The organism is Methylobacterium sp. 1A (assembly GCF_058072805.1).
Map to the genome: position 1 here is coordinate 450,127 of NZ_JBYQVE010000001.1, position 13,147 is coordinate 463,273.

General features: G+C 74.3%; 12 protein-coding genes. 8 read left to right on the forward strand and 4 right to left on the reverse strand.

Going from position 1 to position 13,147, the window contains the following annotated elements:
- Window positions 1-60 precede the first annotated feature (60 nt).
- Window positions 61-984, forward strand: coding sequence for a peptidylprolyl isomerase (locus ACX9MN_RS02150; RefSeq protein WP_489723629.1), 924 nt, complete (start codon window positions 61-63; stop codon window positions 982-984).
- A 46-nt stretch (window positions 985-1,030) separates the two neighbouring features.
- On the opposite strand, the gene ACX9MN_RS02155 is transcribed toward ACX9MN_RS02150, so the two are convergent.
- Window positions 1,031-1,189 carry a hypothetical protein gene (locus tag ACX9MN_RS02155; protein ID WP_020093373.1) on the reverse strand — a complete coding sequence of 53 codons (159 nt, stop codon included), beginning with the start codon at window positions 1,187-1,189 and terminating at the stop codon, window positions 1,031-1,033.
- A gap of 93 nt (window positions 1,190-1,282) precedes the next feature.
- The gene (gene hemH / locus ACX9MN_RS02160; RefSeq protein ID WP_020093374.1) at window positions 1,283-2,365 is read right to left on the reverse strand and encodes a ferrochelatase; all 1,083 of its coding nucleotides are present in this window, start codon (window positions 2,363-2,365) and stop codon (window positions 1,283-1,285) included.
- A gap of 292 nt (window positions 2,366-2,657) precedes the next feature.
- Here hemH and ACX9MN_RS02165 point away from each other — a divergent pair, with 292 nt between their 5' ends.
- Window positions 2,658-3,347, forward strand: a complete 690-nt coding sequence (locus ACX9MN_RS02165; protein ID WP_489723630.1) for a uracil-DNA glycosylase — start codon at window positions 2,658-2,660, stop codon at window positions 3,345-3,347.
- A gap of 25 nt (window positions 3,348-3,372) precedes the next feature.
- On the opposite strand, the gene ACX9MN_RS02170 is transcribed toward ACX9MN_RS02165, so the two are convergent.
- Window positions 3,373-3,786 carry a hypothetical protein gene (locus tag ACX9MN_RS02170; RefSeq protein ID WP_489723631.1) on the reverse strand — a complete coding sequence of 138 codons (414 nt, stop codon included), beginning with the start codon at window positions 3,784-3,786 and terminating at the stop codon, window positions 3,373-3,375.
- Between the two features lie 285 nt (window positions 3,787-4,071).
- On the opposite strand from ACX9MN_RS02170, the gene ACX9MN_RS02175 reads away from it, so the two are divergent.
- The 4 genes from ACX9MN_RS02175 (at window position 4,072) to ACX9MN_RS02190 (ending at window position 7,436) form a co-directional block, all read left to right on the forward strand.
- Window positions 4,072-4,542, forward strand: coding sequence for an AMP-dependent synthetase (locus tag ACX9MN_RS02175; RefSeq protein ID WP_427509327.1), 471 nt, complete (start codon window positions 4,072-4,074; stop codon window positions 4,540-4,542).
- Window positions 4,543-4,660: 118 nt separating this feature from the next.
- A complete protein-coding gene (locus tag ACX9MN_RS02180) occupies window positions 4,661-5,473 on the forward strand; it encodes an enoyl-CoA hydratase (RefSeq protein WP_489723632.1) in 813 nt (270 codons plus the stop codon).
- Window positions 5,474-5,613: 140 nt separating this feature from the next.
- Complete coding sequence (locus tag ACX9MN_RS02185) at window positions 5,614-5,934, forward strand: hypothetical protein (protein ID WP_020093379.1); 321 nt, start codon at window positions 5,614-5,616, stop codon at window positions 5,932-5,934.
- A 65-nt stretch (window positions 5,935-5,999) separates the two neighbouring features.
- Entirely contained in the window at window positions 6,000-7,436 is a 1,437-nt protein-coding gene (locus tag ACX9MN_RS02190) for a phospholipase D-like domain-containing protein (protein ID WP_020093380.1), read from the forward strand.
- Here ACX9MN_RS02190 and ACX9MN_RS02195 read toward each other — a convergent pair.
- Window positions 7,354-8,139, reverse strand: coding sequence for an endonuclease/exonuclease/phosphatase family protein (locus ACX9MN_RS02195; RefSeq protein ID WP_170862974.1), 786 nt, complete (start codon window positions 8,137-8,139; stop codon window positions 7,354-7,356). The genes ACX9MN_RS02190 and ACX9MN_RS02195 overlap by 83 nt on opposite strands.
- Before the next feature lie 263 nt (window positions 8,140-8,402).
- On the opposite strand from ACX9MN_RS02195, the gene ACX9MN_RS02200 reads away from it, so the two are divergent.
- Window positions 8,403-9,641 (forward strand): metallophosphoesterase family protein, encoded by a 1,239-nt coding sequence (locus ACX9MN_RS02200; RefSeq protein ID WP_489723633.1) that lies wholly within the window; start codon window positions 8,403-8,405, stop codon window positions 9,639-9,641.
- 22 nt (window positions 9,642-9,663) lie between these two features.
- Window positions 9,664-13,140 (forward strand): ATP-binding protein, encoded by a 3,477-nt coding sequence (locus ACX9MN_RS02205; protein WP_489723634.1) that lies wholly within the window; start codon window positions 9,664-9,666, stop codon window positions 13,138-13,140.
- Window positions 13,141-13,147 lie beyond the last annotated feature (7 nt).

Below are 13,147 nucleotides of genomic sequence, written 5' to 3' on the forward strand. Positions count from 1 at the left end.
CGGCGCGACGCCCGGCCGATCCGGCGCGACGCCGAGACGTGAGCCGAGGACTTCGCCCGTATGCCGAACACCGCCCTTCTCCGGCGCGTCAGCGCGCTCGCCGTCATGATCGCGATGCCGGGACTGGCGCTGGCCCAGGCACCCCAGAAGGCCCCGACGCCGGCCGCCAACACGCCGGCCGCCGCCTTGCCCGCCGCGCCGGCCGCGGCGCCGAGCGCCGACGCGGTCGTGGCGAGCGTGAACGGCAAGCCGATCACGCAGGGCGACCTCGCCATCGCGGCCGATGACCCGGCCCTGTCGCTGCCCGGCGTCGACGAGGCCCAGAAGAAGAGCCTGCTCGTCGACTACATGGTCGACCTCCGCGTCGGCGCGCAGGCCGCCGAGGCCGCCAAGATCGGCGACTCGCCGGAATTCAAGCGCAAGCTCGCCTACTTCCGCGACAAGCTCCTGCTCGACGACTACCTGGAGCAGGAGGCCAAGCGCGCGGTCACGCCCGAGGCGGAGCACGCGATCTACGACCAGACCGTCAAGCTGATGAAGCCCGAGGAGGAGGTGCACGCCCGCCACATCCTGGTCGACAACGAGGCCGAGGCGAAGAAGATCGCCGCGCGCATCAAGGGCGGCGAGGACTTCGCCAAGGTCGCCGCCGAGGCGTCCAAGGACCCGGGCTCGAAGGCCGAGGGCGGCGATCTCGGCTGGTTCACCAAGGAGCGGATGGTGCCCGACTTCGCCAACGCCGCCTTCGCGATGAAGCCCGGCCAGGTCTCCGACCCGATCAAGACCCAGTTCGGCTGGCACGTGATCAAGGTCGAGGAGAAGCGGACCAAGCCGCAGCCGACCTTCGACGAGCTCAAGGAGCAGATCGACCAGCACCTGATCCGCAAGGCGCAGCAGGACATGATCCTGAAGCTCCGCTCGGAGGCCAAGATCGACCGCGCCGACGCGCCGCCGGCGGCTCAGGCCGCGCCCGAGCCGAAGAAGTGACGGTCCGGGGCTGACCGGCGCGGCCCTGCGGGGCCGCGCCGTGTCGTCAGTACGGCCGATCCGGGACGAGGTAGCTGGATCGCGCCGGGGCCGGCTGGGGCGTGATGCCGAGGGCCGAGAGTTCGGCGCCGCGGCGCCCCTCGGCGATCCTGTCGAGCACCGCGATCAGCAGCCACGGACACGCGATGCCGATGAAGAACGCCATGTGATCCTCCCGCGCCGAACCGATGGGCCCGTTCGGCTTAGGAAAATAATAGGCGGGCCGGGCCGCGCCGCAAGCGGCATCCCGGCCGGGATCTCAGATCCAGCCCTGAAGCTCGCGGCGCACGACGTGCTCGATCACCCGCATGCCGAGGTCGCTGTCGTTCAGGCAGGGGATGTAGGCGAAGCGCTCGCCGCCGTTCTCCTCGAAATAGTGCCGGTTCTCGCCGTCGAGCTCCTCGAGGGTTTCCAGGCAGTCCGCCGTGAAGCCCGGGGCGACGATCGCCATCCGCTTCACGCCCGACTTCGCGAGTTCCATCACCGTCTCGTCGGTGTAGGGCTTCAGCCACTCCTCGTTGCCGAAGCGCGACTGGAAGGTGACCCGCATCTTCTCCGGAGACAGGCCGAGCGCCTCGCGGATCAGGCGCCCGGTCTTGTGGCACTGACAATGGTACGGGTCGCCCTTGAGCAGGTAGCTCCGCGGCACGCCGTGGAACGAGGTGAGGATCACCTCCGGCTCGAAGTCGAGCTTGGCTAGGCCCTCGCGGATCGAATCGGCCATGGCGGCGATGTAGACCGGGTCGTCGTGATAGGGCGGCGAGACCCGCACCGTGGGCTGCCAGCGCATGTCCATCAGCGCCCGGAAGGCCTGATCGCAGGCCGTGGCCGAGGTCGCGGCGGCGTATTGCGGGTAGAGCGGCACCAGCAGGATCCGGTCGCAGCCCTGGTCGAGCAGCGCCTGGATCCGGCCGGCGACCTCGGGCTTGCCGTAGCGCATCGCCCAGTCGACGACCACCGACTCGCCCATGGCCGCCTGGAGGCGCTCGCTCTGGCCGCGCGTGATCGTCTTCAGCGGCCCCTCGTTGAGCGCGTTGTTCCAGACGCTGGCGTAGTCGCGGCCCTTCGGCCCGGGGCGCTTCGTCAGGATGATCAGGTTGAGGAGCGGCCACCAGATCAGCCGCGGCACCTCGATCACCCGGCGGTCCGACAGGAACTCCTTGAGATACCGGCGCATCGGCCAGTAGGACGTGCCCTCGGGTGTCCCGAGATTCATCAGGAGCACGCCGACGCGGCCCCAGGCCACCTTCGGGTGGTCGGCCGGAAGGGTGTTCGCCGCGGGCTGCAGCGGTGCGAGGGGCCGGCCATTCGCCAGCGCGGCGGGTTCGACGCGTTCGTTCATGGCAGCGTTCCGGCGCCGCGCGCCGAGATCCTTCCTCTGGCTTCCGATATCCGGCGGCCGGCGCGTACGCCCTGGTACGCCTCGGCTTGGCCGGCGCTTAAACCCCGTCGGGTGCGCTTCCATGTAGGGTGCGAAGCCGCCCGGCGAAGGGCGGACGCGACATGCCGCACCGAGACAGGCCGCGCGCTCGACCCCCGTCCCTAAACACGGGCGGCTCCCGGCCGCAACCGCCGCGCCGATGACGGTGCGCGTCCGCCTCCTATCTCGGCGTGGAAACCGATCGCGAGAGACCATGGCCGCCACACCCGTCGCCGACGCCCTCACGGCCTTCCGCGTCTCCGGTTCGCCCTGGCTGAGCCTGCCGTTCTTCGCCGGCGGGGAGGCCGACGCGGTTGCGGCGCGGGTCGATGCCCGAATCGCCGCGGGCGCTCGCGTCCTGCCGGCACCGGACCGGATCTTCCGCGCCCTGGCCGAGACCCCGCTGCAGGACGTGCGGGCCGTGATCCTCGGGCAGGACCCCTACCCGACCCCGGGCGACGCAAACGGCCTCGCCTTCTCGTTCGTGGGCTCCGGTCGCCTGCCCGCCTCGCTGAAGGTGATCCTGGCGGAGGCGGGATCCGACCGCGCCGCCGGCGGCGACCTGACGCCCTGGGCGCGGCAGGGCGTGCTCCTGCTCAACAGCGCGCTCACCGTCGAGTCCGGCAAGGCCGGGGCGCACCTGCGCTACGGCTGGGCCGCGCTGACCGATCAGGCCGTGAGCGCCGTCTCGGCCCGCGCGGAGCCCGCCGTGTTCCTGCTCTGGGGCGCCCAGGCGCGGGCCAGGGCCGCGCTCATCGACGCGACCCGCCACGGCGTGTTCGAGAGCGGACACCCCTCGCCGCTCAACCGGGCGCGGGATTTCCCCGGCTCCGACCCGTTCGGCCGGGCCAACCGGTGGCTCGCCGCGCACGGGCGCCCGCCGATCGACTGGCGCCTCGGCTGAGGCCGGCGGCGATCCCGCGAATGCGCTATTGCGGCTTGGCGGTCTCGGCGGGCTTCGCCGGCGCGGCGGGGTCCTGGCCGGCGGGCAGGAGCACGTTCTTGGCCACCGTGCCCTCGGGCCCGTACTCGCCGGCCACCGCGAGGCAGGCCTGGTCGCGGTTCTGCGCCATCTGGTTCGACATCAGCGTGAACATGGTCTGCACCCGGTTGCCGAACGGTCCGCGCGGCTGGACGTCGCCGATCTGCACGTTCTGCTTCGCCAGCAGGGCCTCGAACTGGTCGCTGCCGATCCGGTAGCCGCAGACGTTCGAGGCCGCGAAGATGTAGGCGGCGAATTCCAGGGCCCGCGGCGACGGGGCGTTCCGGATCTGCGCCTGCGCCGGCAGGGCCGCGAGCGTGACGGCGGCGAGGAGTGTGATCCGGGTCGTTGTGGGGCGCATGCGCGGCGGTTCCTCGATCGGGGGCGGCCTCTCGCGGGCCGCCTCTGGCGGGCGGGACATAGGCCGGACCCGCGCGCGCGCCAATGCGACCGAAGATGCGACCCGAGATGTCGGCAATTCACCCGTCCCGGTTCACGGCCCGTTCGCCATAGGTCCAGTCGCCGGCCCGCGCGTCGACGAAAAGACGGTCGTTTTTCGACGGAACGCCCGGGTGAGAGAGAGTGTTAACCTGCTCGCGTCACGCCAGGACCTGCAGTGTGTCCAGATTCAGGCGGTCCGCATCGCATGTACGGCGTCCATCACCCGGCGGCCTCCATCCCACTCCCGGCTCGCGACGCCGACCGGCGCGCCCGGCCGGGTGCGCAAGGAGCCGCCAGCGCGGAGCGGCGCGGCGCGCCGGCGGTGCCGGTCGCGGCGGTCTGTCCGCACCGCGTCTCGCGCTGGGCCTGGGGCGAGGGCCTGCGGGCCGGGCAGGCCGTGGCGCTCCTGGTGCAGGATCTCGGGCAGGTCGAGGCCATGCGCCTCGGCCTCACCCGTCTCGGGCTGCGCGTCGTCTGCCTCGACTGCGCCGGCCGCGACCAAGCGCTGGCGGAAAGCCTCGCGCAGTCGGGCGCCGAGCTGGTCGTGGTCGATACCGCGCTCGCCGACGCCTATGCCGGCGTGATGGGCCGGCTCACCGCCTATCCGGCGGTGTGGTGGAACGGTCCGGGCGCCGACTACGCGAGCCTCGACCTCGCCCTCGCCGAGCACGCCTGACAACCGCCGCATCGCGGATCGCGCGCCGCGGCACCGTCGCGGACCTGAACCCTGCGTGCTACCGTCCGACGACGCGACCGGCCCCGTGCCAGGGAGGCCGGCGCCGGGAGACGTCGCCATGACCGCAGCCCTTGCCACGGCCCACGCCGCCAGCCCGGAGACGCCGGTGCTGTTGCGCATCCACGCCGACGGGGTCGCGACGCTGACGCTGAACCGGCCGCAGGCCCGCAACGCCCTGTCGATGGCCCTGATGGGCGCGCTCCAGGAGCAGCTCGATGCGATCCGCGCGGATCCGTCCGTGCGGGTGGTGATCCTGCAGGGGGCCGGCCCCGCCTTCTGCGCCGGGCACGACCTCAAGGAGATGCGCGCCGATCCGTCCCGCGAGGCGACCGAGGCGGTGTTCCGCACCTGCGCGCGGCTGATGCTGAGCCTCACGCGCCTGCCGCAGCCGGTGATCGCCCGGGTGCACGGGATCGCCACCGCCGCCGGCTGCCAGCTCGTCGCCACCTGCGATCTCGCCGTGTGCGCCGAGACCGCCCGCTTCGCCACGCCGGGGGTGCAGATCGGCCTGTTCTGCTCGACCCCGATGGTCGCCCTGTCGCGCGCCGTATCGCGCAAGGCCGCCCTGGAGATGCTGCTGGTCGGTGAGCCGATCGACGCCGCGGAGGCCCAGCGGATCGGGCTGGTCAACCGCGTCGTGCCGGAGGCGGAGCTCGACGCGGCGGTGGGCGCCCTGGCGGCCCGGATCGCCGGGAAGGCCCGGCGCGTCCTGGCGATCGGCAAGGAGGCGTTCGGCCGGCAGATCGAGATGGGCCTGGAGGACGCCTACGGCTACACCGCCGAGGTCATGACCCGGAACATGATGATGGCCGACGCGCAGGAGGGGATCGACGCCTTCCTGGGCAAGCGGCCGCCCCGCTGGGAGCCGTGAGCCGGCGTCCCGGTCCGCGCACTGGCGCGATACGACGCAGGCCCTCCGGCGCGGCGCGCATAGGTGATGGCGCCGCCCTGCCCTAGGATGAGGGGCCTGTCCGACCCTGCCGGGCTCGGCGCCGCCACGCGGAACGGCTGATGAGCACCCTCGACCTGCTCGGTCTGACGCTGTCCTTCTACGGCACGATGCCGCCGCCGCGGCCCCCGCGGCCGAACCGCAACGGCGCGACCTGGGCGGCCGCCGTGATCTTCGGCGGCGTCTGCCTCGCGACGATCGGGCCGATGATCACCATCTGGAGCTTCCACCGGCCCTATGCCGAGGCCAAGGCGCGCTGCATCGCCTCCGGCGGCCGGGTCCTGTACGGGGCCCTCGACGGCAGCGGACCCTATCGCTGCGAGCGGCCCGCGGCCGCCGCGGCCGCCGCGCCCATTGCGCATCCGGCCAAGCCGGCGGATTAATCCGCCCGCCGCATGCGCTTCAGGTCGATCCGGCGCCTCCCGACGCGAACCCGGATAGCCTCACCTTGGAAAACGCGATCACCCGCTGGGTCCAGTCGACCGCCCTGATGCGGTCGGATGTCGAGGCCCTGATCGGCTTCGCGCTGGCGATCGGCGTCACCCTGCACGCCCTGCTGCGCAAGCGCCGGGTCAGCGTGGCGGTGGGCTGGATCGGGCTCGCGTGGCTGTCGCCGATCTTCGGCACCGCCCTGTACCTGACCTTCGGCATCAACCGGGTCTCGCGCCGCGCGCGGCGGCTGCGGACCAAGCCGTCCGACGCGACGCAGCTGCCCGACACCGACGACGCCGTGGTGCCGGAGGCGCTCTGGCCCCTCGACCGGGCGATCCGGCGGATCACGAGCCTGCCGGCCTTCGCGGGCAACACCGTGCAGATGTTCCGCAACGGCGACGCCGGCTATCCGCAGATGCTGGCGGCGATCCGCGAGGCGCGGTCCAGCATCGGCCTGTCGAGCTACATCTTCCGGGACGACGCCACCGGCCGCGAATTCTGCGACGCCCTCGTGGAGGCGAAGGCCCGGGGCGTGCAAGTCCGCGTCATCATCGACGGGATCGGCGGTGGCTATTTCCGCGCGCCGGTCTACCACCGCCTGACGGCCGCCGGGGTGCCGGCGGCCCTGTTCATGCACTCCGCCCTCCCCTGGCGGATGCCGTTCCTTAATCTGCGCTCGCACAAGAAGCTGCTGATCGTCGACGGTCGGATCGCCTTCACGGGCGGCCTCAACATCTCGCACCCGAACCGCGTCGCCCTGAAGCCCGAGCACCCGATCCGGGACACGCATTTCCGCCTGACCGGTCCCGTGGTCGAGCAGCTCGCCGCCGCGTTCGCGGCCGACTGGGCCTTCGTGGACGGCGAGATCCTCGACGGCCCCCCGTGGTTCGTCGACCTCGAGCCCTGCGGACCGAGCGTCGCCCGGGCGGTGACCTCCGGCCCGGACGCGGACGTCGAGAAGATCGAGCAGGTCATCCTCCAGGCGCTCGCCTGCGCGCGCCGGTCGGTGCGCTTCGTGACGCCCTACTTCCTGCCCGACGAGCTGGTGACCGGCGCCCTGGCCCAGGCCGCGACCCGGGGCATCACCGTCGACGTGATCATCCCGCGGGTCAGCGACCATCCCTACATCGACTGGGCGACCCGGGCGCATCTCGACCCGCTGCTGCGGGCCGGCGTGAACGTCTGGCTCGACGAGCCGCCTTTCGACCATTCCAAGGCGATGGTGGTCGACGACATCTGGTGCTTCGTCGGCAGCGCCAACTGGGACATGCGCAGCTTCCGGCTCAATTTCGAGCTGAACGTCGAGATCATCGACGCCGACCTCGCCGCCGACCTCGACCGGTTCATGCGCGGCAAAATGGAGGCGCGGCTCAGCCGGGAGGATCTCGCCGCGCGCGGCCTGCCGATCCGTCTGCGCGACGCAGGCGTGCGACTGCTGCTGCCATACCTTTGAACCGGGCGGGGGCGTGCGCCTCCGGCGCCGGGCCGAGATGGACGACGATCGGCCGGTGATCGGAGCGTCCCCGCGGCAGCACCGCGTGCGCGTGGCAGACGAGCCCGCGGGCGAGGCAGCGGTCGAGCCGCAGCGGCAGCACCTCGACCATCGCGTGGGTCGATTGCCGCGGTCCGACGTCGCGGAAGCCCGGGATCAGCGCCGGTCCGACGATATTGTAGTCGCCGAGCACGGCCGCTCGCGGCGGCAGCTCGCTGACGATGCGCCGCAGCTGGCGCCGGTTCAGCATCTGTCCGTGCGACAGGTGGACGTTGGCCACGCCGAACTCGCCGAGATCGAGGATCTGGCAGACCCGGTGCACGAGGGCGCCGGAGGGGAGCGCGATGACCCGGGGCGGCGCCGCCCAGGGCTTCGGGCTCCACATGGCGAGCCCGTGGATCCGGCCCGGCAGGGGCGCCCAGGCGTAGTGGCCGCCGATCCGGTCCAGCAGGAAGCCGATGGCGCGGGTCGCCTCCTGCATCAGCAGCAGGTCGGGCTTCTCCTGCGCGACGAGGGCGGCGACGTCGTCCACCGCCGCGCCGGTGCGCCGCAGCAGGTTCCAGCTCACGATCTTGAAGGGCTGGTGCGGCCGCTCGGCGGGGCGGATCGGCGTGACGGGCGACGGTGCGGGGGTGGAGCGGGCCGGGCGTGCAGCAGGATTCATCGGGCCGGTCTCGTACCTCAACGCGCGGCGCTCCCGCCACCGCCACGCTCTAACGCGCCCGGAGCCGGGACGTTCGACCGCTTTCGCGCCGGGCCCGGGCGCGCCGCGGTCGGCGCCGGCGCGGTCCGACCTGGGCGCCCCACAGCCCATCGCCGGGCGACGCTTGAGGCGGACCCGGTCGGCGGCCTAAGAGCCGGCATGGCGACGCCGGCCGCTCCGAGAACCGCCGCGCGCCGCCATCCCACCGATCCCGTCCGGAGGCCATGACGGCGTTCAGCTTCATCCATGCCGCCGACCTGCACCTCGGCAGCCCGCTGTCGGGCCTCGCCGCGCGCGACGCGGAACTGGCCCGGCGCCTCGCCGCGGCGAGCCGGCAGGCCTTCGAGGATCTGGTGACCCAGGCGATCGAGCGGTCGGTCGCCTTCGTGGTTGTCGCGGGTGACGTCTACGACGGCGACTGGGCCGACACCACGATCGGTCTGTTCTTCGCCCGGCAGGTCGCCCGCCTCGACCGCGCCGGTATCCGGACGATCCTCGTGCGCGGCAACCACGACGCCGAGAGCGTCATCACGCGCTCGATCACGCTGCCGGCCTCCGTCCACGTCTTCCCGACCGCCCGCGCCGGCACCCTGCGCCTCGACGCGCTCCGCGTCGCGGTCCACGGCCGCAGCTTCCAGGGCCGGGCGGTGGAGGAGAACCTCTCGCTCACCTACCCGGCCGCCGTGCCGGGCTGGTTCAATCTCGGGGTCCTGCACACCTCCTGCACCGGCCACGCTGCCCACGAGACCTACGCCCCCTGCTCGGTCGCCGACCTCGCGGCCCGGGGCTACGAGTACTGGGCGCTGGGCCACATCCACGAGTACGCGGAGCTGTCCCGGGATCCCTGGATCGTGTTCCCCGGCAATCTCCAGGGCCGGAGCGTGCGCGAGTGCGGCGAGAAGGGCGCCGTCGTAGTCGACGTCTCCGACGGTCGGGTGACCGGCGTCAGCCGCCTGCCCCTCGACCGGGCGCGATTCGAGCAGATCACGGTCGACCTCGCGGCGGTGGCCGACGCGCGCGGCGCCGTCGAGGCCGTCGAGGCGGCGCTGAGGCCCCTGGCCGGGATCGCGGCGCGCCGGCTGCTCCTGGTCCGCGTCCACCTCGCCGGGACGACCCGGGCCCACGACGCCCTCGCGGCCGATCGCGAGTCCCTGACGGCCGAGATCCAGGCGGCCGCGCACCGGCTGCACGAGGACATCTGGCTGGAGCGCCTGAAGATCGAGACCCGCCGCCCGCGCGCCGCGGCGGAGCCGACCGGCGCCACCATCGACCCCGCGGCCCTGCTCGCCGACCTCGACCGCGACCCCGAGTTCCGCGCCCGGGCGAAGGCGGCGCTGGCCGAGATCGTCGGCCGGATGCCGGGGACGGCCGCCGCCGAGGCCGACCTCGACGCGGAGTTCGACGCGCTCTGCGCCGAGGCCGAGGCCCTCGTCCTCGGACGCCTCGGCGGCCGGCACTGCTGAGGCGCGCGCCCATGGACCCCCGATGCGCCTGATCCGCCTCGCCTTGGAGCGCTACGGCGCCTTCACGGACCGCACCGTCGCGTTCCGGCCCGACGCGCGCCTGCACGTCGTGCTGGGCGCCAACGAGGCCGGCAAGAGCACCGCGCTGGCGGCGGTCACCGACCTGCTGTTCGGCTTCGGGAAGACCACGCCCTACGCCTTCCTGCACGACATGCCGCAGCTGCGCCTCGGCGCGGAGATCGCCGCCGCCGACGGACGCCGGCTGTCTTTCCGCCGCCGGAAGGGCAACAGCCGCACCCTCATCGACGCCGCCGACGCGCCGCTCGCCGACGACGCGCTGGCGCCGTTCCTCGGCGGCCTGTCCCGGACGGTGTTCTGCCGGGCCTTCGGACTCGACGCGGCGAGCCTCCGGGCCGGGGGCCGCGAGATGGTCGACGTGGAGGGCGAGGTCGGCGCGAGCCTGTTCGCGGCGGGCTCGGGCCTGCGCGGCCTCACGGAGCTGCAGACGACGCTCGACGCGGAGGCCGACGCCATCTTCGCCCCGCGCCAGGCCAAGCACCGGACCTTCTACCAGGCGCTGGAGCGCCACGAGACGGCCCGGCGGGCGATCCGCGAGCGGGGCCTGCGCGCCGGCGACTGGCGCGCCCTGAACGACGAGATCGCCGCGGCGGCCGCGCAGCTCGAGGCGCTCCGGTCCGAGCAGAAGGCCGGCGCGGTCGCGCGCGCCCGGCTGGAGCGGTTCAAGCGCGTCCGCCCGATCATCGCCGAGATCGACGCGCTGGAGCGGCGCATCGCCGCCGAGACCGACCTCGTCGACGCGGATCCCGCCTGGATCGCCCGCCTGGGGGCGGCCCTGGACGCGTGCCGCGCCGCGGACGCCGAGGCGGAGCGGGCCGAGACCGCGCGCGACCGGGCCCGCGGCGAGGCCGAATCGGTGCCGGTCGAGCCCGGGCTGACCCATCGGGCGGACGAGATCCTGGCGGCGTTCAGCGGCACCCGGGAGTTCGAGAAGGGCGGCACCGACCTGCCCCGCATCGAGGGCGACGCCCACAAGGTCGGGCTGGATCTGGAGCGGCTGCGCGCCCGGATCGGCGTACCCGACCTCGCCGCGCTCGAGGCCCGCCAGCCCCCGGACGCCGCGCGGGCGCGGACCGAGCGGCTGATCCGCGACGGTCGGACCCTGGCGGCCGCCGAGGAGCAGATCGCCCGCGACCTCGCCGCCGCCCGCGCCGAGCGGGAACGCCTCGCCCGCGAGGTGGAGGCGGCCGACGCGGCCCGGGATCCGACCCCGCTCCGGGAGGCGCTGAAGCCCCTCGCCCGACTGCACGAGTGGATCGCCGCCCGGGACACCCTCGACGGCGCGATCCGCCGGGAGGCGGCGCTGCTGCGCAACCAGGCCGAGCGGCTGTCGCCGCCGGTGCCCGACCTCGCCGCCCTCGTGCGGACGCCCCTGCCCGCCCCCGACACGGTCGCGCGCTACCGTCAGGGCCTCGAGGCGAAGACCCGCGAGCACGAACGGGCCGCCGACCGGTGCGACGCGGCCCGCCGGCAGGTCGCGGTCACCCGGGCACGGCTGCGCGAGCGCGAGGCCGGCCGGCCCGTCGCCACCCGGGAGCGGCTCGACGCCCTGCGGTCAACCCGCGACGCGGCGTTCGCGCCGCTGCGCGACGCCCTCGCGGCCGGCCGGGCGGCCGCCGTCGCCGAGGTCGCGGCCTTCGAGCGCGCGCTCCTCGAGGCCGACCGCGTCGCGGACGAGCGCGCCTCCGACGCCGCCCGGGTCGCCGCCCACGCGGCCGACCTGGAACGGCTCGCCGCCGAGGAGGCGGAGGCCGCGCGAGCCGACGACGTCCTCGCCGGTCTCGCCGCGGAGATCGCGGCGGGCGAGGCGGCGTGGCGCGAGGCGTGGCGGCCCGCCGGGCTCGTGCCCGGTCCTCCGACCGAGATGGCGGCCTGGCTCGCCGAGGTGGAGAGCCTGATCGAGGCCGAGCAGCGCCTCGCCGCGCAGCGGATCGAGGCCGACCGGCTCCTGGCACGGATCGAGGCCGCGCGGGGGCCCCTGGCCGACCTGCGCAGCCGCGCCGGCCTCGACGCCGCGCCGGACCTCGAGATCGCCGCCGCGCTGGACGGTCTCGAAGCGCGGATCGCCGCCCTGGCGAGCCGCTGGGAGGCCAACCTGCAGACCGCCGGCCTGCTGCGCGCGGCCGGACTGTCCGTCGGGCGGCTGGAGGCGAGCCTCGCGGAGACCGCCGCCCGCCGCGCCGCCTGGCGGGCCGACTGGGAGGCTGCGCTGCTGCCCCTCGGCCTCGATGGCACGGCCGGTCCGGAGGAGGCCGAGGGCGCGCTGGAGGCGTGGCGCAGCGTGCCCGACCGGCTGGCGGAGCGGGCCGCCCTACAGCGCCGCTCGGCGGGGATCCGCCGGGACATGGAGGCGTTCCGAGCCAACGCCGCCGCCCTGGTCGAGGCCCTGGCGCCCGACCTCGCGGAGGTGTCGCCCGCCGGCGCGGTCCGATCGCTCCACGGCCGCCTCGTCGCCGCGCAGGCCCGCGAGGCGCGCCGCGCCGAGCTCGACCGCCGCCGCGACGAGGCCGAGGCCGCCCATCGCGGCGCCTGCGACTCGCGCGACGCGGCGCGGGCGACGCTCACCCGGCAGGTGGCCGAGGTGATGCCGGACCTCGCTGCGGCACCGACGCCGGAGATCGACCGGCTGTTCGGCCGCCTCAGCGCGCGCGAGGCGCTGCGCGCCGAGCGCCTGCGGCTCCGCGGCACGCTCGCGGGCGCGGCGGACGGGCTTCCGGAGGCCGAGCTGCGCGCCGGCCTGGAGACCGTGTCGCCGGAGGCGATCGAGGCGGAGCTGGCGCGGCTGTCGCTCGAGGCCGACGAGCAGGCCGAGCGCGGGCAGGTCATCTTCGCGGACCGTGACCGGGCGGAGCGGCGGCGGGCGGAGCTCGAGGGCGGCACCGGCGCCGAGCTGGCCCTCGCGGAGCGCAAGGCCGCGGAGGCGGATCTCCAGGCGGCTTCCCGATCCTGGGCCGTGCTGCGACTCGCCGGGCTGATGCTCGGGCAGGCGGTCGCCCGCCACCGCGCGGGACAGCAGGACCCGCTCGTCACCCGGGCGGGCGCGCTGTTCCAGGCTCTCACCGGCGGCGCGTTCTCCGGTCTGGCGCAGATCTACGACGAGGCCGACACGCCGAAGCTCGCCGGGCAGCGCGCCGGCGGCGGCACGGTCGCGATCGAGGGCATGAGCGAGGGCACCCGCGACCAGCTCTATCTCGCCCTGCGGTTAGCCTATCTGGAGGATTACGCCGGCCGCGCCGAGCCGGCCCCCTTCATCGGCGACGACCTGTTCTCGACCTTCGACGAGACCCGGACCGGCTACGGACTGGACGCCCTGGCCGCGATCGGCACGCGGGTCCAGCCGATCCTGTTCACGCACCACCGCCACGTCGCGGATATCGCCCGCGACCGGCTCGGCGACGCCGTCGACGTGGTGACGCTCTAGGCGTCGC